Consider the following 20,257-nt stretch of genomic DNA (forward strand, 5'->3'; position numbering starts at 1 on the left):
CCCCTGTGCTGACCCGGAGCCCCGAGCTCCCAGGGTCATTCCCCTCGGACCGTTTTCCCGAAGCGGTCCGCCTCCCGTTGAAGATCTCCCCTCGGCGGGGGCGGGCAATCCTTGAGGGTGGTCACTCGAATGAGGGGTGTTGCCGCCAAGAGCGGCATCTTCGAATGTGTATTCGATAACGTGTGCGGCGTGGCGTTGCGTGACCCGTGCCATGACTGACGCGCGCACCCCACACGTAACGTGTCAACCGATATGCACGCTGTAACACAAGTGCTCGCCGTCCGAGCGGCGCGCACGGCGGCGACAGCAGCCGGAGCAACAGCGGAAGCCACGGCGGAAGCGACAACGGATGCAACGCGGAAGCAGCAGCGGAACAGCGGTACGACAGCAGTTGGGACGAGTGGACCGGCCGGCTCGAAGCGGGAGCGAGAGGCGGGAGCGAGCGGTCCGGGCGGGAGTCTGGGGGGTGCCAATGGTGCGGCGTATCGACGTGACGGGAGCGGGCGGCGTGGGTCTCGCCGCTTGGGAGTTCGGCGACCCGCCCAAGGCCGGCGAGAACGAGCCCCGGCCCGGCGTCCTCTTATTGCACGGCCTCATGGGCCGCGCCTCACACTGGGCCCCCACGGCCCGCTGGCTCTCCGAACGACACCGTGCCGTCGCTCTCGACCAGCGCGGCCACGGCCAGAGCGCGAAGCCCGAGCAGGCCGCGTACACCCGTGAGGCCTACGTCGAGGACGCCGAGGCCGCCGTCGAACAGCTGGGTCTCGCCCCGGTCGTCCTCATAGGCCACGCCATGGGCGCGCTGACCGCCTGGCAGCTGGCCGCCCGCCGACCGGACCTGGTGCGCGGCCTGATCATCTGCGACATGCGGGCCTCGGCGCTGGGCGCCGCCTCGCAGCGCGAGTGGGAGGGCTGGTTCAAGGCCTGGCCGCTGCCCTTCGCCACCCTCGCCGACGTCCGCAAGTGGTTCGGCGAGGACGACCCCTGGGTGGAGCGCCCCAGCCCGTCCCGCGGCGAGTTCTACGCCGAGGTCATGCACGAGGCCCCCGACGGCTGGCGGCCCGTCTTCGACCCCGAGCAGATGCTCAAGACCCGCGAGACCTGGGTGTACGACGCGCATTGGGAGGAGCTGACCCAGGTCCGCTGCCCCGCCCTCGTCGTCCGCGGCCTCGACGGCGAGCTGGGCCGCGCCGAGTCCCAGGAGATGGTCCGCGTCCTGCCCCACGGCCAGTACGCCGAGGTCGCCGACGCCGGCCACCTCGTCCACTACGACCAGCCGGACGCATGGCGCGCGGCGATAGAGCCGTTCCTGGACAGCTTCTCGGACTGAGTGAATGCAACTGAGTGAATCGGACTGAGTAAAAGGGCTCCGAATCGGCGAATTCCAGGGGCCCTTCCACGTCGTACGGCGACGCACGTCGTACGGCGACGCACGTTGTACGGCCACGAGTTCGGTTCGGCCCAGCCCTGGGGACGGGTAGTCGGGGCGGGGCGAGAAGCTACCCCTTGCTGACCGCCGTCAGAATCTCCGGCAGCCGTCCGGCCGTCCGGGGCGCCGCCAGCCGCAGGCCCAGCTCCGCGATCCCCGCCCCGTACGCCGTCCCCACCGGCAGCAGCAGCCACGCCCAGGAGTCGCCGTCCGCCGAGACGTGCAGCCAGATGGTGAGGCCGATGACCGGCAGGCACAGCAGCGCGGCGGCCACCATGCCGCCGAAGACGGAGATCCAGGCGAGACCGGCCTGCCCGGGGGCGACGCTCTTGTAGCCCTCCTGGGGGATGGAGTAGGGGAAGCGGGCGGAGGACCAGGCGCCGGTGGCGAGCATGGCGCCGAGGAGGGCGAAGGAGAGGCCGAGGGCTTCGGGGAGGGCGGGCCAGTCGCCGAGGAGCGCCGTGGTCAGGACGGTGACGAACGTGGCGTACGGCAGGGTGACGACCAGCAATGCCAGGGCGCGGCCGCGTAGTTCGACGTACGCGTCCCGCGTGGACGAGATCGTCATGGCGACCATCCAGAACGCCGACGTGTCCTGTCCGAACTGGTTGTACATCAGGATGCCGAGCATCCCCGCCGCGAAGCAGGCGAAGTAGATCGAGCCGGTGCCCTGCAGGGCGTTGAAGACGGGCACGATCAGACCGATGGCGAGCGACGTCACCCACGCCGCCTTCGTCTTCGGGTCCCGCCAGATGTAGCGCAGACTGCGTTCCATGATCGTGCCGGTGCGGCCGGCGGGGAGGAGGCGGCTCAGTCCGGTGGAGCGCGTCCGCTCCCGCCCCGTATCGCCGGCCTGGAGTGTGGAGCCGTCCGGGGCGGTCATCAGCCGGGTGAGCATCCCTGCCCACAGGCGCAACAGCACCGTCAACGCGATTGCGGACAGGGCTAGTTGGGCCACGGCGACCCCGTAGGACCCCTCGCTCGCCGCCTGCACCGCGCCGAGCGCCGACGACGGCGGGATCCAGCTCAGTACGTCCGCCGCCGGCTCCAGCTGTCCGAGGCCGGACGAACCCAGGCGCTGCGCGCCGAAGTTGACGGCCTGGGCGCCGATCGCGATCAGGAGGCCGCTCAGGACGGCGAGGTCGCGGCCCCGACGGCTGGCCAGGAGGCGGATGTTGGCGGCGGCCACTGCTCGGGCGAGCGCGACGCAGCAGAGCAGCGCGAGGGGCACGGCGGCCACGGCGGTGACGTACGCGACCGTGCCCCGCGCCAGCGCGACGACCGATCCGAGGAGCACGCACAGCGTGAACAGCGGGCCGATGCCCACCAGGGAGGCCGCGAGCAGCGCCCTTACGAGCGGGCTCGGGCGCAGTGGCAGCATCACCAGCCGCGTCGGGTCCAGCGTCTCGTCCCCGCTGGGGAAGAACAGCGGCATCACCGCCCACCCGAGCGCCAGCAGCGCCACCAGCGGCACGGTCACGGCCGCCGCGTGCTCGTCGCCCCGCAGCGCGATCAGTCCGATCAGCTGGAGCGCCGCGAACAGCAGCACGAAGACGACGGAGAAGACGTACGCGGCCCGCCGCCCGGCGGACTGCCGCAGTCCGTTGCGCAGGAGCGACAGTTTCAGCCGTACGACGACGGAGGTCACCGACGCGGCACCCGATGGGCCCGCCGTGCTCATCGGCCGTCCGCCCCGCCGCCGCCCAGCCAGTCCAGGTTCGAGCCGGTGTCCCGTTCGCCCGCGCCCACCAGCTCCAGGAACGCCCTCTGCAGTGAGGGCGCGTCACCCCGTACGTCGGCGAGGGGGCCGTGGGCGCGGATGCGGCCGGCGACCAGGACGGCCACCCAGTCGCAGAGGGACTCGACCAGCTCCATGACGTGGGAGGAGAAGACGACCGTGGCGCCGGAGGCGGTGTACCGCTCCAGGACGCCCCGGATGGTCTGGGCGGAGACGGGGTCGACGCCCTCGAACGGCTCGTCCAGGAAGAGGACTTCGGGGTTGTGGAGGAGGGCCGCGGCGAGGCCGATCTTCTTGCGCATGCCCGTCGAGTAGTCGACGACGAGCTTGTGCTGGGCGCCCGCGAGGTCCAGGACGTCCAGCAGCTGGGTGGCCCGCTTGTCGACCTCGGCGCCGGGCAGTCCGCGCAATCGGCCGGTGTAGGCGAGGAGTTCACGTCCGGTGAGGCGGTCGAAGAGCCGCAGCCCCTCCGGCAGGACGCCGATGCGGGCCTTCACCTCGACCGGGTCCCGCCACACGTCGTGCCCGACGACCTCCACGGACCCCTGGTCGGGGCGGAGCAGTCCGGTGACCATCGACAGGGTGGTGGTCTTCCCGGCCCCGTTCGGCCCGACCAGCCCGACGAACCGCCCGGCGGGCAGCTCCAGATCGATCCCGGCGACGGCGGCCTGGGCCCCGAACCGCTTCCACAGCCCCTGGACACGTACAGCGACGACACCACTCATACCGGCCGCTCCTTCCGGTAGACCGCGCCCCCGAGTCCTTTGTCTTTCAGGGGCGCGGGGAACCGCGCGAACAACCACGACTCACCCGCAGCCGCGAAACCGACCCGCAGCCCTCACCCGGAGCGTTACCGACGCCCATCCCTACCGCACGCGTAAGCGAGCGGCGAGATCAATTCTTCGGCATCCGGCAGCCACCGATTCGCCGGCGTGGGCCGTCGAGCCCACTGCACGGCACCCCGAGACCCGTACCGCGTCGGCGGAGCCGCCACGAACTCGCCCTCGCCCAACGCCTTGAGGTCGAGAGCCAGCGGCGACCAGCCCAACTTCCGTACCAGATCGGGGACCTTGACGGAGGCGCCGGGCAGCACGAAGAAATGCATCCGACGATCCGGCGTCCAGGTCACCGGCCCGAGGGTCAGCTCCATGCGTTCCATGCGGGCCAGCGCCAGCAGGCCGGCGGTCTCGGGAACGTCGATCGTGTCGAACGTACGGCCGGTCGGCAGCAGGATCGACGCGGTGGGCTGCTTCGACCACAGACGGCGTGCGACGGTCGCACTGCCTGTCGCCTGGGTCCCCCAGTCCTCGCGCGCCGGGTGCGCGCCGGGGGTGGCGCACGCCGGGTTGCCGCAGGAGCAGTGCTGCACCCCGTCGACGGCTTCCAGCCATGTACCGGGGAACACGTCCCAATGGCGCTCTTCGGCGTATCGAACGGCGGTGTCCAGCAGCGATTCACCACGCTGCTTCGGGATTTGGGCAGCTTCAGGGCCCGCGATGGTCTCTTCCACGATGAACACAACTCTAGCGGTCATCAGGGGTTACGGAAGTCACATGCGCGGGGGAGAGCATCCTTAACGGGGCCGGGGCGCATGGGTGCACGGCCGGGGGCGCGCGGGAGGGATCACGGAGTGGGCCGGGTAGCCACGTGTGGGGTACAGCATCCGTGTTTACCCCGGCAATTCTGGCATGTCTCGCATCTTCGGTATGTCGGCGGGGCATTGATCTTCGAGGCCGGATCCTTTCGATGTGTGGGTACGCGCTTTCGGTACGCGTGTTCGGTGCGTGGGCGCCGTGCGTACCGGTGGCGCGTGACCGCGTGTGCGAAGAGGTGCGAAGAGGTTCGACCGCTGAAGGCACGTCAACTCGGTGCGTGGGCAAGGCACCACAGCCACAGGGGGTACGCCATGGCCGCAAGGCCGCTCGTCGCCAGGCAGCCGAACGAACGACTGCAGGCGCTCATCCAGGAAGCCGGCTGCTCCAACGCGGGGCTGGCCCGGCGGGTCAACATGTGCGGCGCCGAGCACGGGCTCGATCTCCGCTACGACAAGACATCCGTCGCGCGCTGGCTGCGCGGACAGCAGCCGCGGGGCCGGGCGCCCGCGATCATCGCCGAGGCCCTGGGCCGCAAGCTGGGCCGCACGGTCACCATCGACGAGATCGGCATGGCCAACGGCAAGAACCTCGCGTCCGGTGTCGGCCTCCAGTTCTCGCCGACGGTACTGGGAGCGATCGAACAGGTCTGCGAGCTGTGGCGCAGTGACGTGGGGCGGCGGGACTTCCTCTCCGGGTCGTCCGTCGCCGCCTCCGCGCTCGTCGAGCCCAGCCGCGACTGGCTGATCTCCGCGCCGGACTCCCAGGTGGCCCGCTCGGCGGGACCCCGGGTGGGGCTGGCGGACGTGGATGCCGTGCGTGCGATGACGCAGGCGCTCGTCGACCTCGACCACCAGTACGGCAGCGGGCATGTACGGCCGGTCGTCGTGCACTACCTCAACAGCGTCGTCTCGGGGCTGCTGGCCGGCTCCTACCGGGAGTCCGTGGGGCGGGAGTTGTTCGCCGCGGTCGCGCGGCTGACCGAGCTCGCCGGGTACATGGCCGTCGACACCGGGCAGCCCGGCCTCGCCCAGCGCTACTACATCCAGGCGCTGCGCCTCGCGCAGGCCGCGGGCGACCGTGCCTACGGCGGATACGTCCTCGCCGCGTCCATGAGCCATCTCGCCGCGCAGCTCGGAAACCCGCGGGAGATCGCGCAGTTGGCGCGCGCGGCGCAGGAGGGGGCGCGGGGGCGGGCGACTCCGCGTGCGGAGTCGATGTTCCACGCGGCGGAGGCGCGCGGGCACGCGCTGATGGGCGACGCGCGCGCGGCGCAGGTGGCGGCGGGGCGGGCCGTGGAGGCGCTGGAGGCGGCGGACCCCTTGTCCGGGGACGACCCGGCGTGGATCAAGCACTTCGACGAGGCTTATCTGGCCGACGAGTTGGCGCACTGCCACCGGGATCTCGGGCAGGCGGAGGCGGCGGCCCGGCGGGCCGAGGAGTCGTTGGCCAAGCATCCCGAGTCGCGGGCCCGGCGGCGGGCGATCGGGTATGTGCTCCTCGCCTCGGCGCAGGTGCAGCAGCGGGAGGTCGAACAGGCCTGCCACACGGGGACGAAGGCCGTGGAGTTGCTGGGATCGCTGCGGTCGAACCGGGGGGCCGAGTATCTGGAGGACTTCCAGCAGCGGTTGGAGCCGTTCCGGGAGGAGGCGGTGGTCAGGGAGTTCGGGGCGCGGATGGATCTTCAGGCCGCGTAGCTCCCGCCGGGGCGCCGGTTCGCTGGGCGTCGGCTTGTGAGTGCGGCTCGTCGGACGGGCCGTGTGCCGGGAGCGCCGGGGCGTCCGGGTTCGTCGCGGGCTGCGGGCCGTCCGTGGCTGGTCACGCACTTTCCCGCGCCCCTGAGAGGGGCTGCGCCTCCTCCGCGCGGAGCGGGTGGTGCTCGGGCTGTCATCCGGACCGGGTAGCGTGAGCCGATGATTCCGGAAGTCCCCCATTCGTAGGAGTCTCGGTGACGCAGAGTGGACAGGGCGAGGAGCCCTCGGCGCGGACCGCGCGCGAAGGCATCGTGCTGCCCTCGGACGGTGGGGCGCCGCTCCATCCGAGCGATCTGCCGCCGGCCCCGCTGCCGCCGGCCCCGGTCCAGCCGTGGGACCAGCAGCGGCAGTGGGGCTCCGAGGGGGCCGCGCAGCCGCCTGCCGGCCACTGGAACAGCGCGCCGCCCGCGCCGGAGTGGGGCGGCCAGGGGACGCAGGACGCGTACGGCACCCAGCAGGGTGGGCAGACCGGATACGGAACCCAGGGCGCCCAGGGGGGCCAGGCCGCGTACGGCACCCAGAGCGGCCAGGGCGGCCAGGGCGGCCACCAGGCCGGGTACGGAGCCCACGGCGAGCAGGGCGAGCAGGGCGGGCAGACCGGGTACGGCGAGCAGGGCGGGCAGACCGGGTACGGCACCCACGGCACCCACGGCACCCACGGTGGCCAAGGCGGTCAGGGCGGGATGCCGTTGCCGCCTGAGGGTGCGCAGGGGCCGTCGTACGGCATCGAGGGGTATGGCGGGGCGGGCTCGGGTGTGCCGATGCCGCCGGTCGCCGGTGAGGTGACTCTGCCGTCGGCCGCCGCGCCGCAACCGCCGCAGAGCGCGCCGCTGCCGCCCGTGGACGAGGGGGCCACCCAGTACATCCCGTATGTGCCGTCGGCCGGTGCCCTGCCGGTGGACGAAGGGGCGACGCAGTACATACCGCCGGTGGTTTCGCAGGCGCCCGCCGCGGAGGCCGCCACGCAGTTCCTGCCGCCGGTCGGGCCGGGCGCGCTGCCGCCGGAGGCGTCGGCCGACGCGACGACGTATCTGGGGCGGGTGCCGGACAACGGTGCCGGGCCCCTGCCGCAGACCGTGGACCCCGTACAGCCCCTGCATTCGGCGCCCGCCGGGAATCCGGACGCCGAGGCCACGCAGTACATACCGCCGGTGGCCGCGCAGGCGCAGCCCCAGCCGCGGTCGTACGGTGCGCCGGGGCAGCAGCGGGCTCAGCAGTCGCAGCAGCAGCCGGACGTGTTCGACAGTCTCTTCCGGAGCGAGGCGGGGGCCGGGGACGCCGCCGGGGCCACGCAGCAGATGCCGAAGATCGAGCACGCGCATGCCCCGCAGCCGCCGCAGGGTCCCGGGCCCGGCGGTCACGGTGGCCATGGTGGTCATGGCGGTCATGGTGGACGGGCGTCCGCGAGACGGGAGAGCGGAGGCGGAGGGGGCGGTCGTACGAAATCCCGGGTGCCGCTCATCGCGCTCGTCGGGGTGGGGATCGCCGTGCTCGGGATCGGGGCGGGTGCCCTGATGGCGGGGTCGGGGGACGAGGCGTCGCAGAGCGACAACAAGCCCGTGTCGGCGACCGGGGCGCCCGAGGAGTCGGCGTCCGCGTCGGCGGACCCGGCGAAGGAGCAGGCGGTCGCGCTGGACAAGCTGCTGGCGGACAGCGGCGACAGCCGGAACAGCGTGATCAAGGCGGTCGCGAACATCAAGGCCTGCACCAACCTGGGCCAGGCCGCCACCGACCTGCGGGGCGCGGCGAAGCAGCGCAACGACCTGGTCACCCGGCTCGGTGAGCTGTCCGTGGACAAGCTGCCGGACCACGAGGCCCTGACCACCTCGCTCACCAAGGCCTGGCAGGCCTCCGCCTCCGCCGACAACCACTACGCCGCGTGGGCCGACCAGGCAGCCGGGAAGAAGGGCTGCAAGAAGGGGCAGGCCCGCGCCACCGGCCAGACCCAGGCCGGCAACCAGGCCAGCGGCACCGCCAGCGCCGAAAAGACCAAGGCCGCCACACTCTGGAACACGATCGCCACGACCTACGCCCTGACCCAACGCCAGGCGGTCCAGCTGTAGCGGGGCGGCGGCCGAGCGCTGTAGCCCTGCCCGATCATGCCCCGAGCCCCCAAGCCGGGAGCCCGCCCTGATCCTCGTCGAGCCCGAGCCCGAGCCCGAGCCCGAGCCCGAGCCCGAAGCCCGGATCCTGGTCCGAGCCCGCTGCGCGGTCCGCGGCCCGGTCGCTCAGTTCTCCGCCTCCACCAGGGTCTTCTCCACGTTCACGAAGCCGCGTCGCGCGGCGACGAGTTGGCCCTTACGGACGATCTGGAAGGTGACCTCGGGGTTGATCAGGCGGGGGAAGCCGGCGGAGGCGATGAGGTCTTCGAAGCGCCAGCTGAGGGGTGGGGTCAGGTCGCCCGTGGTGACCTTCAGGCCGGTGTCGAGGACGCGACGGATCGCCTGGGAGCTCACCTCGCCGTCGCCGATGTTCTCGATGGCGGCCTTCAGGACGGTGTACGCGATCCACGTGGTCTGCACACCCGGGTCCGCCGGGTCGATCCGGTTGTCGTCGAACGCGTGCTCCCGGATCACCTTCTTCATCTGGTCCCACCGCTTGTCGGTCTCCACCGGGTACCAGCCGGTGACGTACGCCCCCTCGTACGGCCCCGATTTGCCACCGGTCGCGTCGATCACCGTCTGGTCGACGCTGCCGAGGACGGTCCCGGTGCGGACGTCCGGATAGGCGTCGCGATCCCGGCGGAAGGAGTCCATGAAGGTGAAGGTGCGGTCGCCCAGCGCGGGGACGACGCACCCCTCCGCGACCGGGTCGTTGCTGGCCCGCCGCAGCGCCTCCCGGGCATGCCCCCCGTACTCGGTGGCGTCCTCGGCGGCCAGCTGGTCCTCGGACTTGTCGTGGCCCCCGGACCGCAGCCCCGAGTCCAGCAGCAGCGGCAGCTGGTCGCCGGCTATCGAGTCGGGGCGGACGAGGGCGACCGGGCCGCAGGCCTCGGCGAGCTGCTCGCCGAGACCGGCCATGAGAGAGGCCTGGCCGCCGTTGACCGGGTAGGACAGCGCGCTGGCGAACTCGTCGTCGGTGACGCCGTAGCCGCCGATGTACGGGATGCCCGCGGACTCCAGCGGGGCGAGGAAGGAACGGCCGTGCTGGCTGTAGGACCCGACGACCGCGACGACGTTCTCGTCGGCGGCACGGCGGGCGCACTTCGCGGCGGTCACGGTCTCGTTGCGGTCGTTGCAGGTGAGGATTTTCAGCTCGCGGCCGTTGATGCCGCCGTTGGCGTTGACCCAGCGGGCGTACGCCTTCGCCATGGCGGGCATGCCGGGCTTGTTGGTGGCGGCCGTCTTCTCCGGGGCCCAGGTCATGATGGTGACGGGGCCGTCCCCGGAACCCCCCGTGGCTCCAGGGATGACCCCGCACCCGGCGACGAGTGACGCGCACGCCGCCAGCGTGGTGGCTCTGACCAGGCCTTTGGCGAGGCCTTTGGCAACGCCTGTGGGCAGAGGGGTCCGTCGTGCCTGGAAGCCAGTCATGGCTCTGCACGATTCCGCCACACCACCAACCCGGGCGTGACGGATGGTCAACGTGAGGTGGCTGGGAGGTGAATTGCGAAGAGCTACGATCGTATTTTCGACCGGTTTCAGAGAGGAACGCACGATCGATGACCGTCCAAGGTCCGGAGACCCCTTCCCGTCGCGGGCGTCGCTCATCCACCATGGGCGGCATGCCACTGAATGACATGCCGTGGTGGCGCTGGCGCAGCAATGTGCGCTCCGCGCTGCACATGCTCTCCGACCCCGCGTTCCAGCAGAACGTCTGGCTGGCCGGTGTCGACGGGTACGGGGACGTCACCGACGCCGTGTACCGCCTGGTCGAGGACACCTGGCTGGACAACTGGTCCGCCGAGAAGTACGTGGGCACGATCTTCCGTGACGCCCAGGAGGCGGCCCTCGTCGACACCGCCGTGCTGCGCGTGCTGCGGATCATGCACCAGGTCGGCCCGGATGCCCTCGTCGCCGCGTACCTCGACCACGAGGCCTGGCCGGAGGCCGTCCGCGCCGCCCGCGAGGCCCACGTACGTCTCTCCGTGAGCGACGGGGAGGAGCCGGACACCCCGCCGCGCACCCTTGAGGTGCTGCGGATCATGACCAGGGCGGCGTAGGCGGCGGCGGCTGGCTGCCGGCTGCCGGGCTCTGCTGAGGCTCGGTGGTCGGCTGCCGGGGGCGGGTGGTCCGGTCTTCGGGACGATTGCCGACATGGGTACGCCATATGGGACCCTGTCGGGCATGAACGAGCAGTCCACCCGAGCCGCGGCGCCCGCCGACCAGTACGTCCTCACCCTCGCCTGCCCGGACAAGCAGGGCATCGTGCACGCCGTGTCGAGCTACCTCTTCATGACCGGCTGCAACATCGAGGACAGTCAGCAGTTCGGCGACCACGACACGGGTCTGTTCTTCATGCGCGTCCACTTCTCGGCGGAGGCGCCGGTGAGCGTGGAGAAGCTGCGGGCCAGCTTCGCGGCGATCGGTGACTCCTTCCAGATGGACTGGCAGATCAACCGGGCCGACGAGAAGATGCGCATCGTCCTGATGGTCAGCAAGTTCGGCCACTGCCTGAACGACCTGCTCTTCCGGGCGAGCATCGGGGCGCTGCCGGTGGAGATCGCTGCCGTGGTCTCCAACCACACCGACTTCGCCGAGCTGGTGAGGTCGTACGACATCCCCTTCCACCACATCCCGGTGACCAAGGACACCAAGGCCGAGGCCGAGGCGCGGGTGCTGGAGATCGTGCGCGAGGAGAACGTCGAGCTGGTCGTTCTGGCGCGCTATATGCAGGTCCTGTCCGACGACCTCTGCAAGCAGCTCAACGGCCGCATCATCAACATCCACCACTCCTTCCTGCCGAGCTTCAAGGGCGCGAAGCCGTACCACCAGGCGCACGCGCGGGGTGTGAAGCTGATCGGGGCGACGGCGCACTATGTGACCGCCGACCTCGACGAGGGGCCGATCATCGAGCAGGAGGTCGAGCGGGTGGGCCACGGGGTGACCCCCGAGGGGCTCGTCGCGGTCGGGCGGGACGTGGAGTGCCAGGCGCTGGCGCGGGCCGTGAAGTGGCATGCGGAGCGGCGGATTCTGATGAACGGGCGACGGACGGTCGTTTTCGCGTAGGGGTCCCGCCGGGCGTAGGGGCTCCGCCGGGCTGGGGGCGCCCAGTAGCTCGGGGCGCGTGCGGTCTTGCGGCTGCGGGTGGTGTGTGGTTGCTCGCGCGGTTCCCCGCGCCCCTATCAGGGGCGCAGGCGGCAGCCGGCAAGCGCCGGTGAGCGAAACCGGCCCCCGCTCAGCCGCACACTCCAGGTCCGTTCACATCCGGCTCAGCGCCGCCGCCGCGAACAGCACATCCCTGATCGCCTCCCGGTCGCCGCCCTGGCCCGCGGCCGCGTCCTCCGGAGGTACGTGCCCGGCGGCCAGGCGGCAGAATTCGACGCCGTCCAATGCCACGTGCGCCACCTCGTGGTCGGCGGAGCCGAGGGCCGCGGGGGAGTCGAGGGGGATGAGCCACTCGCCGCCGCCGGAGCCCTCGATCTCCAGGCGGAGGCTGCGGCCGGGGGTGCCGGCCGGTACGAGGTGGCGGCCGGTCCGGGGCGGGGACGCCAGCCCGTTCCGGCGGCGCTCGGCCAGGGACACGGGCAGCATGCGGGCCGCCAGGTCGATCATGCCGTGCAGATGGCGGCCGGAGGGCGGCTCGTACGGGTAGTCCACGGCCTCCGCGATGTCCTCCGCGTGGATCCAGCACTCGAACGCCCGGTCCAGCATCGCGTCCCGGAGGGGCAGTTCGAAGCCGCCGTACGAGACGGCCAGGCGCCCCGAGTTGCCGGAGTCCGGGCCGGCGCCACCCGTGAACGACGTCGTGCGGACGATGTCGTGGCTCTGCTGCCGCCAGGGCGCGCGGAGGGCGCGGGTGGGCGGGAAGTGGGACGCCTTCCAGTATGCCTCGGTGCGTCCCTCCGGCGTGTCGTCGACGGGCTCGTCGTGGCCGCGCTGCAGTTGGCCGAGCGGGTCGTCCAGGCCGAGCGCGGAGGCGACGAGCCCGTCGACGGTGAGCAGGTGGGCGATGACCCCGGCGACGGTCGTACGACGGCTCACCGGTCCCTCGCCCTCGAACCAGCGCAGCCGTACGGGCGCGTGCCAGTCGGCGGTCCCGATGTCCTGCAGCAACGCGTCAAGGCGGGCCGTCTCCGCGTCGTACGGGGCGGCCCAGCGCGGTACGGGGATGCGCGGTGGGCGGCGGCCCAGACAGACGTCCAGGACCTGGGTGCGCAGGGCCGGGTCGAGGTCGAGGTTCTCCGCCGGATGCAGCAGTCCCACGGCCTCCCGCAGCCGCCGCGCCTCGTCGGCGCACGACCCGCACGTCCCGAGATGCTCCTCGACAGCCAGCGATTCCTCCGCCGAACAGGCCGCCAGCGCCCAGGCCCCGAGCAGCGCCTTGAGCACGCGATGCTCCAGCACGAGGGGAGGGGGAGGGATGGGAGGGACGGAAGGGATAGGAGAGGCGGGAGAGACTGGGGAGGCCGGTGCTACGGGAGGTTCGGCCGACTCAGGCTCCGAGGGCACCGTGGGCTCCGGACGCGCCGACGGTGCCGGTGGCGCCGACGGCGTCGCTTCGGGCGCGGGGTCCGGCAACGGCAGTCCGGTGTCCTCCACGGAGGTACGCGGCAGTGGTATACGCGGCGGCCCGACCGCTTCGTCGCCGTCGCCCCGAGGCCCACCCGGCCCACCCGGCCCAGTTGGCTCATCGAGGCCGCCCCCGGGCCCGCCGGGACCCACCGGTTCGCCGTCGCCGTCCTCCACGGCGTCACCACGTCCTGGCGAGTCCCCTGAGCCCGTCCCATCGGCCCCGTCCGGCCCGTGCGCATCGCCGGGCTCCCGCGCGCCGTCCCCGCCGGACGGCCTGTCCCCGGACGACGCGTCGCCGCCGCCGGACTGATCCATATCCTGCCCGGCCACCACACGAGGCTCCTGCGCACCATCCCCGTCCGCCGGCCCCCTGGCAGCCGGCACCCGGCCCACGCTCGGCGGGGCGGAGGGCCGCTCAGCCTCCTGGGCCCCCTGCCCCTCCGGCTCGTCGTCGTACGCCCCGGACGGGCTCGTTCCGCCGGTCACGCCGTACCTCCGGGTTCGGGTGGGGTGCCGGAGGGGCGGGTGTCGTGGGCGGTGGAGAGGAGCTGGAGGCCGAGGCGGAGGCGGCGGCGGGCCTCGTCCTCGGTGACGCCGAGGTCGGTGGCGGTCTGGCGGTAGTCGCGGCGCTGGAAGTACGCCAGCTCCAGGGCGGCCCGCAGAGGGGTCGGCATCGCCTGCACTATGTAGTCGGCGCGGGCCGCGACCGACGCGTGGTGGACCTTGCGCTCCAGATCCTCGGTGGTGCCCTCGCCGCCCCGGGCGAGCGCGGCGGTCTCCGTGGCGCGCAGCCGCTGCACGGCCAGGCGGTGGGTCAGCGCCGCCACCCAGGACCGCAGGGGGCCGTGTTTGGGGTCGTACACCTCGGGGCTCTCCCAGAGCTGGAGGAACACCTCGCGGGTGATGCCGTCGGCGGCCCGCTCGTCGTCGAGGACGCGGTGGGCGAGCCCGTGCACGAGGGACGCGAACCTGTCGTACAGCTCACCGAGCGCGGCGGCCTCGCCGCGCGCCAGCCGCTGCTGCATCTTGCGGTCCCAGCGGGGCGGTGCGTCCTTCGTCGCCATTCGGCCCCCTCACCCTGCTCGTACCTGCGCCGTTCCTGATCACCGCCGGCCGTGGGCCCCGTGTCGCCCCGGCGTCGGCCCGATCCGATTCCGGTCCGATTCCAGCCTGTGTGCACTGCCGTCCCGAATGTAGTCGGCACCGCTGACCGCGCACGCCCCTTTATGGCAATGCGCGCCCCTCGCGAGGCCGGAGGTGGTATGCACCTCCGGCGTAAGCCGTTTCCATGCCGCCCACGTGGGCGTACGCCCACCCTTCGTATGTCTGTACGGCCCCGCGTAGGGCCCGATCTGCGCGAATCCGACCGCTTGAGACCGTGTTGGATCCATTCACGATCAACAGTCGATCACACGTGACCGTACTAGATGGAAATCACACCGAAAAGGCCCCGGAAATGGCTCGCTTGCCACGCGCTTTCGGTGGGCCACGGGTGTTTCATGGAACGACGGCGGGGCAGCCGCGCAGCAGGAAGCGGTGCAGTGGCTTCCGGTTCGGCGACTGAGAGGCATCACGGTGGCGTTCGAAGTGACCGACGGCGAGCAAGGCGAGTGGGCCGTGGTGCACGTGTCCGGAGAGATGGATCTGGTCACGTCGCCCCTTCTCCGCCAGCGCGTGCACGAGGCGGTGGCCGACGGCCGCCGAAGTCTGGTCCTCGACCTCTCCGGCGTCGTCTTCTGCGACTCCAGCGGTGTGGGCGTGCTCATCGCCACCCGGCGGCTGATGCGTTCCTGTCATGGCCGTCTCCGGCTGATCCTCCCCGCCGACGGCCACGCGGGCGGCGGCCCGGTTCAGGCCGCGCACGTCAACCGCGTCCTCGCCGCCCTCGGCGTCCGCCGCCTCTTCGACGTCCATCCGGACGTCTTCTCGGCGGTCGCACCGGAGTCCGACGACGAGGCCGGCCCCCTGTCGGCCTGACCCCGCACCCTCCCGATGAGCAGTACGTACGTGTGAGCTGTCCCACGCGGTGGTGTCCCAGTGGCCACACAGTTGTCCCAGAATTCCCGCAGTCTTGGTACAAGCGCCGCTTTCCCGCTCCGCCCGGGCCCCTGACGTCGTACGCTCCGTCCGAGAAGCACCCCACTTGACGTAAGGCGGGCCCGAAGAGACATGGTCAGCAGCGAGTACGAGCGCAGGATCGCCGCCCGGTTCGCCACCTTCGACCAGGACGGCAACGGCTGGATCGACCGCGAGGACTTCAGCGCGGCGAGCAAGGCGGTTCTCAACGAGTTCGGCACCACCGCCCGTTCGGACAAGGGCCAGGCCCTGTACGGCGGCGCCGAAGCCTTCTGGCAGGGTATGGCCGGAATAGCGGACCGGGACGGCGACCAGCGCATTACCCGGGACGAGTTCGTGAACGGCGCGGTCAAGCGGCTCCGTGACAACCCCGACCGTTTCGCCGAGATCGCCCGCCCCTTCCTGCACGCGGCCCTCGCCGTCGCGGACGCCGACGGGGACGGAAGGGCCACGGTCGAGGAGACCGCCCGGGTCCTCAAGGCCCTCGGCGCCCCCGAGGAGATCGCCACCGCGGCCGCCGCCACCCTCGACACCGACGCAGACGGCAAGGTGGACGAGGTGGAGGTCGTGACCGCGTTCGCGCGCTATTTCACGGTGCCTGAGTAGTCATGTGGTCTGCAGTCTTGCGGTCATGCGGTCGTGCGGTCGTGCGGTCGTGCAGTCATGAGTGGCTGATCGCCGACGGCTCATGAATAGCGTTCGCGCAGCTTGTACTTGAGCACCTTCCGCAGGGTCTCGTTGCGCGGAAGGGCATCCACCACCTCGACCTGCTCCGGCAGTTTGTGGACGGACAGCCCTTCCGCGCGCAGGTAGTCGCTGACGTCCCGCAGGCTCAGGGGGCCGGCCCCCGGCGGCTGTTCGACCACCGCGCAGACCCGCTCCCCCCGCTCCGCGTCGGGCAGCCCGATCACCGCCGCGTCCTGGACGGCGGGATGCCGGTGCAGCAGGTCTTCTATCTCCTTCGCCGAGATGTTCTCGCCCTTGCGGATGATGACGTCCTTGAGGCGGCCGGTCAGCACCAGATGGCCGCTGTCGGTGACGTGCCCGAGGTCGCCCGTGACGAAGAACCCGTCCGCGTCGAAGGCAGCCGCCGACTGCGCCTGATCCAGATACCCCCGGCAGACGGCCTCCCCGCGCAACCGCACCTCCCCGCCCTCCGCGATCCGTATCTCCATCCCCGTCGGCGGCCGCCCCTCCGTCGTCGCCAGGTTCTCCACCGAGTCGTCCGGCGCCCCCATCGTGATCATCGGGACCTCCGTCATGCCGTACCCGTGGGTGAGCTGCACGCCCATCTCCCGTACGACGGAGTGATAGACCTCGGGTGGCTTCGGTGCCCCGCCGCCCGCGAGCAGCCGCAGTGTGGGAATGACCGGCTCGCCCGGCTGTTTGCGCTGCTCGGCGAGGAACATCGAGTAGAACGCCGTCGACCCGCCCGCCACCGTCACCCCGTGCTTGCGGTAGCCCTCCAGCGCGGCCGGCAGCGCGAAGTGCTCGAACATGACCGCCGGGAAGCCGTACAGCAGGAGCATGACCATGTAGTCGGGGCCGCCTATGTGCGCGTACGGGAAGGCGATCGAGCCGACGTCGTCCTGGGTGAGCCGTAGCGCGTGGGCGAGGCAGGAGCCGCCCGCGATGAGCGAACGGTCCGTGTGGAGGACGCCCTTGGGGTCGGAGGTCGTGCCCGAGGTCCAGTAGATCCAGCGAACGGAGGTGCCGTCGGCCGGCGGGGCGGGGAGTGCCGAGGGGGCGCCGTCCGGGAGACGGTCGTACGCCTCGAAGACGCCCCGGGCCTCCAGCCGCCGTGCCATCTCCGTGTGGTCGAAGCCCCGCCACTCGCCCGGCACCGCGAAGAACTCCGCCTTGGACTCCCGGAGCGCGAAGCCGACCTCGCGGTCGCGGTAGAAGGGGATGACCGGGGACTGGACGGCGCCGAGACGGGCCAGGGCGAAGGAGAGCAGGGCCGTCTCGATACGGGTGGGCAGCTGCCAGGCGACGACCGTGCCGGGGCGTACGCCCATGTCGTACAGCCCGGCCGCCACCCGCTCGGCGCGGGCGCGCAGCTCGCCGAAGCTCAGGGTGCGGTCGTCCTGGAGGAGGACGGGCCGGTCGGGGGTGAGGTCGGCGCGGCGGACGAGGAGGTCCCAGAGGGTGCGGGACTCGCTGAGCGCATGGGCGGTGTCGTTCACTGCGGCCGCTCCCCTGTTTTGGGCTCGGTTCGCCTCCGGGGCGCTACAGCCGGTGTCGAGACCGCGACCGTGCTCGCCCCTTCGGGCCTCCGCGCGCTCACGGTCTCGGCACCGGCGCGCCCCTTCGGCTCACTCGCCGGTAGCTGACGGGTTGTCAGATAGTGGCCAGAGCGTAGGCCGGGGCGCCTTGTCGGTCCAGGGGTGTGCCACTAACCTGCTCGACAAGGATCTGACGGTCCATCAGATAATTGAGGCAACGGAGTGGGGAACCCATGACCGAACTGCCCCGCATCATCAGCGTCGACGACCATGTGATCGAGCCCGCGCACCTCTTCGACACCTGGCTGCCCGAGAAGTACCGCGACCGGGGTCCGAAGCCGCTCACCGCCGGGATCGGCGAGCTCGCGTACGTCGCGGGCAAGTACCAGATCACCATGGACCCGGACGGGCAGCAGACGGACTGGTGGATCTACGAGGACCTGAAGTTCCCGTACAAGCGGAACATCGCGGCCGTCGGGTTCGACCGGGACGAGATGACGCTGGAGGGGATCACCCGGGAGCAGATGCGGCGCGGCTGCTGGGACCCGAAGGCGCGGCTGGCGGACATGGACCTCAACCACGTCGAGGCCTCACTCTGCTTCCCGACCTTCCCGCGCTTCTGCGGGCAGACCTTCGCCGAGGCGCACGACAAGGAAGTGGCCCTGGCCTGTGTGCGCGCGTACAACGACTGGATGGTCGAGGAGTGGTGCGGCGACAGCGGCGGCCGCCTGATCCCGCTCTGCCTGATCCCCCTGTGGGACATCGAACTGGCGGTCGAGGAGATCAGGCGGAACGCCGCCCGGGGGGTCCGGGCCGTCACCTTCTCCGAGATCCCCACCTACCTCGGGCTGCCCTCCATCCACTCCGGCTACTGGGACCCCTTCTTCGCGGTCTGCCAGGAGACGGGGACGGTCGTCAACATGCACATCGGCTCCAGCTCCCAGATGCCGGCCGCCTCCCCCGACGCGCCCCCCGCCGTCCAGGCCTCCCTCTCCTTCAACAACGCGATGGCCTCGATGATGGACTTTCTCTTCAGCGGGGTCCTGGTGAAGTTCCCGCGCCTCAAACTCGCCTACAGCGAAGGGCAGATGGGGTGGATCCCGTACGCCCTGGAGCGCGCCGACGACGTCTGGGAGGAGCACCGCGCCTGGGGCGGCGTGCGTGACCTGATCCCCGAGCCGCCGTCGACGTACTACTACCGGCAGATGTTCTGCTGCTTCTTCCGCGACAAGCACGGGGTCGCCTCGCTTGACGTGGTCGGCCGCGACAACGCGACCTTCGAGACCGACTACCCGCACGTCGACTCGACCTTCCCGCACACCAAGGAGGTCGCCCTCGACCACGTCAAGGGCCTCGACGACGAGACCGTCTACAAGCTCATGCGCGGCAACGCGATCCGCATGCTCGACCTGGACTTCGACAAGTGATGGGTCTCCGGTGACGGGTCTCGGGTGACGGGTCTCGAGGGAAGGGTCGCGGGTGATGGATCTCGCTTACAGCCCGGAGGAGGAGGCATTCCGGGCGCGGCTGCGGGAGTGGCTGGCGAAGGCGCTCCCCTCGCTGCCGCCGAAGCCGTCGCCCGACGACTGGCCGGGACGGCGCGCGTACGACCTCGGCTGGCAGCGGATGCTGTACGACGCCGGGTACGCCGACGTCCACTGGGACGCCTCCCCGACGATGCGGCTGATCTTCCTGGAGGAGACCGAGAGAGCGGGTGCCCCGTACGTGGGCGCCAACTTCGTGGGGCTGCTGCACGCGGGGCCCACGATCGCCGCCGAGGGCACCGCCGGGCAGCGGGCGCGCTGGCTGCCGCCGATCCTGCGCGGCGAGGAGGTCTGGTGCCAGGGGTTCAGCGAGCCGGACGCCGGGTCCGACCTCGCGTCTCTGCGTACGCGTGCGCGTCGGGACGGCGACGAGTACGTGGTGAGCGGGTCGAAGATCTGGACCTCGCACGCCGAAGTCGCCGACTGGTGCGAACTGTTGGTGCGGACGGATGTGGAGGTGCCGAAGCATCGGGGCATCTCGTGGCTGGCGATGCCCATGGACGCGCCCGGCGTGACCGTACGGCCCCTGCGTACCCTCGCCGGTTCCACCGAGTTCGCCGAGGTCTTCCTGGATGAGGTGCGGGTGCCGGTCGGGAACCGGGTGGGGGAGGAGAACGACGGGTGGCGCGTGACCATGGTGACCCTGTCGTTCGAGCGCGGGACGGCGTTCGTGGGTGAAGTGGTGGCCTGTCGTCGGGTGTTGGGGGAGATCGCGCGGGAGGCGCGGGCGAATGGGCGCTGGGACGACTCCGGCGCGCGGCGGCGGCTGGGGCGGTTGAACGCGGAGTTCCGGGCGTTGTGGCGGCTCACGCAGTGGAATGTGAGCGCGGCGGAGGTTTCGGGGGGCGTGCCGGGGGTGGGGGGTTCGGTCTTCAAGCTGAGGTATTCGCGGGCGCGGCAGGAGTTGTACGACGTGGCGGCGGATGTTTTGGGGCCGGCCGCGCTCGATCTCGGGCGGCCGTGGGTTCTTGATCGGCTCAGTTCGTTGTCGTACACGATCGCTGCGGGGACGTCCGAGATTCAGCGGAACATCGTGGGGGAGCGGATTTTGGGGCTGCCCAAGGGGTGACGGGGGGCGGGGCGCCCCTCTTGGCTCGGGGTGGGCTGGGGGTTCGGTTGCGGGTTGCGGCTGCGAGTTTGCGGCTGCGGGTGGTGTGTGGCTGATCGCGTAGTTCCCCGCGCCCCTTGAAAGCAGGGGCGCGCTGTCGTGTTCGGTGTTGATGAG

The 20,257-nt window shown here is 71.4% G+C and carries 16 protein-coding genes; 9 read left to right on the forward strand and 7 right to left on the reverse strand.

From position 1 onward, the window contains the following. Positions 1 to 472 precede the first annotated feature (472 nt). The gene (locus tag ACFU53_RS00645; RefSeq protein ID WP_383984228.1) at positions 473 to 1,330 is read left to right on the forward strand and encodes an alpha/beta fold hydrolase; all 858 of its coding nucleotides are present in this window, start codon (positions 473 to 475) and stop codon (positions 1,328 to 1,330) included. Between the two features lie 169 nt (positions 1,331 to 1,499). Here the strand turns inward: ACFU53_RS00645 and ACFU53_RS00650 are convergent, their stop codons facing one another. From ACFU53_RS00650 to ACFU53_RS00660, 3 genes are all read right to left on the reverse strand, one after another. Beyond that, on the reverse strand, positions 1,500 to 3,110 hold the full coding sequence (locus ACFU53_RS00650) for a transporter (protein WP_383984231.1): 1,611 nt from the start codon (positions 3,108 to 3,110) through the stop codon (positions 1,500 to 1,502). After that, positions 3,107 to 3,892 (reverse strand): ABC transporter ATP-binding protein, encoded by a 786-nt coding sequence (locus ACFU53_RS00655; RefSeq protein ID WP_383984234.1) that lies wholly within the window; start codon positions 3,890 to 3,892, stop codon positions 3,107 to 3,109. Before ACFU53_RS00655 ends, ACFU53_RS00650 begins: the two co-directional genes overlap by 4 nt. Before the next feature lie 125 nt (positions 3,893 to 4,017). Then, entirely contained in the window at positions 4,018 to 4,701 is a 684-nt protein-coding gene (locus tag ACFU53_RS00660; RefSeq protein WP_383984237.1) for a bifunctional DNA primase/polymerase, read from the reverse strand. Between the two features lie 372 nt (positions 4,702 to 5,073). On the opposite strand from ACFU53_RS00660, the gene ACFU53_RS00665 reads away from it, so the two are divergent. Further along, positions 5,074 to 6,456 carry a transcriptional regulator gene (locus ACFU53_RS00665; protein WP_383984241.1) on the forward strand — a complete coding sequence of 461 codons (1,383 nt, stop codon included), beginning with the start codon at positions 5,074 to 5,076 and terminating at the stop codon, positions 6,454 to 6,456. A gap of 251 nt (positions 6,457 to 6,707) precedes the next feature. After that, positions 6,708 to 8,576 (forward strand): hypothetical protein, encoded by a 1,869-nt coding sequence (locus ACFU53_RS00670; protein WP_383984244.1) that lies wholly within the window; start codon positions 6,708 to 6,710, stop codon positions 8,574 to 8,576. 165 nt (positions 8,577 to 8,741) lie between these two features. Here the strand turns inward: ACFU53_RS00670 and ACFU53_RS00675 are convergent, their stop codons facing one another. Further along, entirely contained in the window at positions 8,742 to 10,046 is a 1,305-nt protein-coding gene (locus ACFU53_RS00675; RefSeq protein ID WP_383984247.1) for an ABC transporter substrate-binding protein, read from the reverse strand. 128 nt (positions 10,047 to 10,174) lie between these two features. Here ACFU53_RS00675 and ACFU53_RS00680 point away from each other — a divergent pair, with 128 nt between their 5' ends. After that, positions 10,175 to 10,675 carry a hypothetical protein gene (locus ACFU53_RS00680; RefSeq protein ID WP_383984249.1) on the forward strand — a complete coding sequence of 167 codons (501 nt, stop codon included), beginning with the start codon at positions 10,175 to 10,177 and terminating at the stop codon, positions 10,673 to 10,675. Positions 10,676 to 10,799: 124 nt separating this feature from the next. After that, the gene (purU, locus tag ACFU53_RS00685; protein ID WP_383984251.1) at positions 10,800 to 11,681 is read left to right on the forward strand and encodes a formyltetrahydrofolate deformylase; all 882 of its coding nucleotides are present in this window, start codon (positions 10,800 to 10,802) and stop codon (positions 11,679 to 11,681) included. 192 nt (positions 11,682 to 11,873) lie between these two features. Here the strand turns inward: purU and ACFU53_RS00690 are convergent, their stop codons facing one another. Beyond that, positions 11,874 to 13,502 (reverse strand): zf-HC2 domain-containing protein, encoded by a 1,629-nt coding sequence (locus tag ACFU53_RS00690; RefSeq protein ID WP_383984511.1) that lies wholly within the window; start codon positions 13,500 to 13,502, stop codon positions 11,874 to 11,876. Between the two features lie 167 nt (positions 13,503 to 13,669). Next, a complete protein-coding gene (locus tag ACFU53_RS00695) occupies positions 13,670 to 14,251 on the reverse strand; it encodes a sigma-70 family RNA polymerase sigma factor (RefSeq protein WP_383984254.1) in 582 nt (193 codons plus the stop codon). A 505-nt stretch (positions 14,252 to 14,756) separates the two neighbouring features. On the opposite strand from ACFU53_RS00695, the gene ACFU53_RS00700 reads away from it, so the two are divergent. Further along, the gene (locus ACFU53_RS00700) at positions 14,757 to 15,164 is read left to right on the forward strand and encodes an STAS domain-containing protein (protein WP_383984514.1); all 408 of its coding nucleotides are present in this window, start codon (positions 14,757 to 14,759) and stop codon (positions 15,162 to 15,164) included. A 192-nt stretch (positions 15,165 to 15,356) separates the two neighbouring features. Next, on the forward strand, positions 15,357 to 15,869 hold the full coding sequence (locus tag ACFU53_RS00705) for an EF-hand domain-containing protein (protein ID WP_383984257.1): 513 nt from the start codon (positions 15,357 to 15,359) through the stop codon (positions 15,867 to 15,869). 80 nt (positions 15,870 to 15,949) lie between these two features. Here the strand turns inward: ACFU53_RS00705 and ACFU53_RS00710 are convergent, their stop codons facing one another. Continuing rightward, positions 15,950 to 17,449 carry a class I adenylate-forming enzyme family protein gene (locus tag ACFU53_RS00710; RefSeq protein WP_383984260.1) on the reverse strand — a complete coding sequence of 500 codons (1,500 nt, stop codon included), beginning with the start codon at positions 17,447 to 17,449 and terminating at the stop codon, positions 15,950 to 15,952. 272 nt (positions 17,450 to 17,721) lie between these two features. Here ACFU53_RS00710 and ACFU53_RS00715 point away from each other — a divergent pair, with 272 nt between their 5' ends. Further along, positions 17,722 to 18,915, forward strand: coding sequence for an amidohydrolase family protein (locus tag ACFU53_RS00715; RefSeq protein ID WP_383984263.1), 1,194 nt, complete (start codon positions 17,722 to 17,724; stop codon positions 18,913 to 18,915). 55 nt (positions 18,916 to 18,970) lie between these two features. After that, the gene (locus ACFU53_RS00720) at positions 18,971 to 20,101 is read left to right on the forward strand and encodes an acyl-CoA dehydrogenase family protein (protein WP_383984265.1); all 1,131 of its coding nucleotides are present in this window, start codon (positions 18,971 to 18,973) and stop codon (positions 20,099 to 20,101) included. Positions 20,102 to 20,257: the final 156 nt, after the last annotated feature.

The organism is Streptomyces sp. NPDC057474 (assembly GCF_042802555.1).
GTDB lineage: Bacteria > Actinomycetota > Actinomycetes > Streptomycetales > Streptomycetaceae > Streptomyces.

Coding starts and splice junctions, on each gene's coding strand:
- ACFU53_RS00645 (WP_383984228.1), top strand. CDS start 473: ATGGTGCGGCGTATCGACGTGACGGGAGCGGGCGGCGTGGGTCTCGCC.
- ACFU53_RS00650 (WP_383984231.1), bottom strand. CDS start 3,110: ATGAGCACGGCGGGCCCATCGGGTGCCGCGTCGGTGACCTCCGTCGTC.
- ACFU53_RS00655 (WP_383984234.1), bottom strand. CDS start 3,892: ATGAGTGGTGTCGTCGCTGTACGTGTCCAGGGGCTGTGGAAGCGGTTC.
- ACFU53_RS00660 (WP_383984237.1), bottom strand. CDS start 4,701: ATGACCGCTAGAGTTGTGTTCATCGTGGAAGAGACCATCGCGGGCCCT.
- ACFU53_RS00665 (WP_383984241.1), top strand. CDS start 5,074: ATGGCCGCAAGGCCGCTCGTCGCCAGGCAGCCGAACGAACGACTGCAG.
- ACFU53_RS00675 (WP_383984247.1), bottom strand. CDS start 10,046: ATGACTGGCTTCCAGGCACGACGGACCCCTCTGCCCACAGGCGTTGCC.
- ACFU53_RS00680 (WP_383984249.1), top strand. CDS start 10,175: ATGACCGTCCAAGGTCCGGAGACCCCTTCCCGTCGCGGGCGTCGCTCA.
- purU (WP_383984251.1), top strand. CDS start 10,800: ATGAACGAGCAGTCCACCCGAGCCGCGGCGCCCGCCGACCAGTACGTC.
- ACFU53_RS00690 (WP_383984511.1), bottom strand. CDS start 13,502: ATGGATCAGTCCGGCGGCGGCGACGCGTCGTCCGGGGACAGGCCGTCC.
- ACFU53_RS00695 (WP_383984254.1), bottom strand. CDS start 14,251: ATGGCGACGAAGGACGCACCGCCCCGCTGGGACCGCAAGATGCAGCAG.
- ACFU53_RS00705 (WP_383984257.1), top strand. CDS start 15,357: ATGGTCAGCAGCGAGTACGAGCGCAGGATCGCCGCCCGGTTCGCCACC.
- ACFU53_RS00715 (WP_383984263.1), top strand. CDS start 17,722: ATGACCGAACTGCCCCGCATCATCAGCGTCGACGACCATGTGATCGAG.
- ACFU53_RS00720 (WP_383984265.1), top strand. CDS start 18,971: ATGGATCTCGCTTACAGCCCGGAGGAGGAGGCATTCCGGGCGCGGCTG.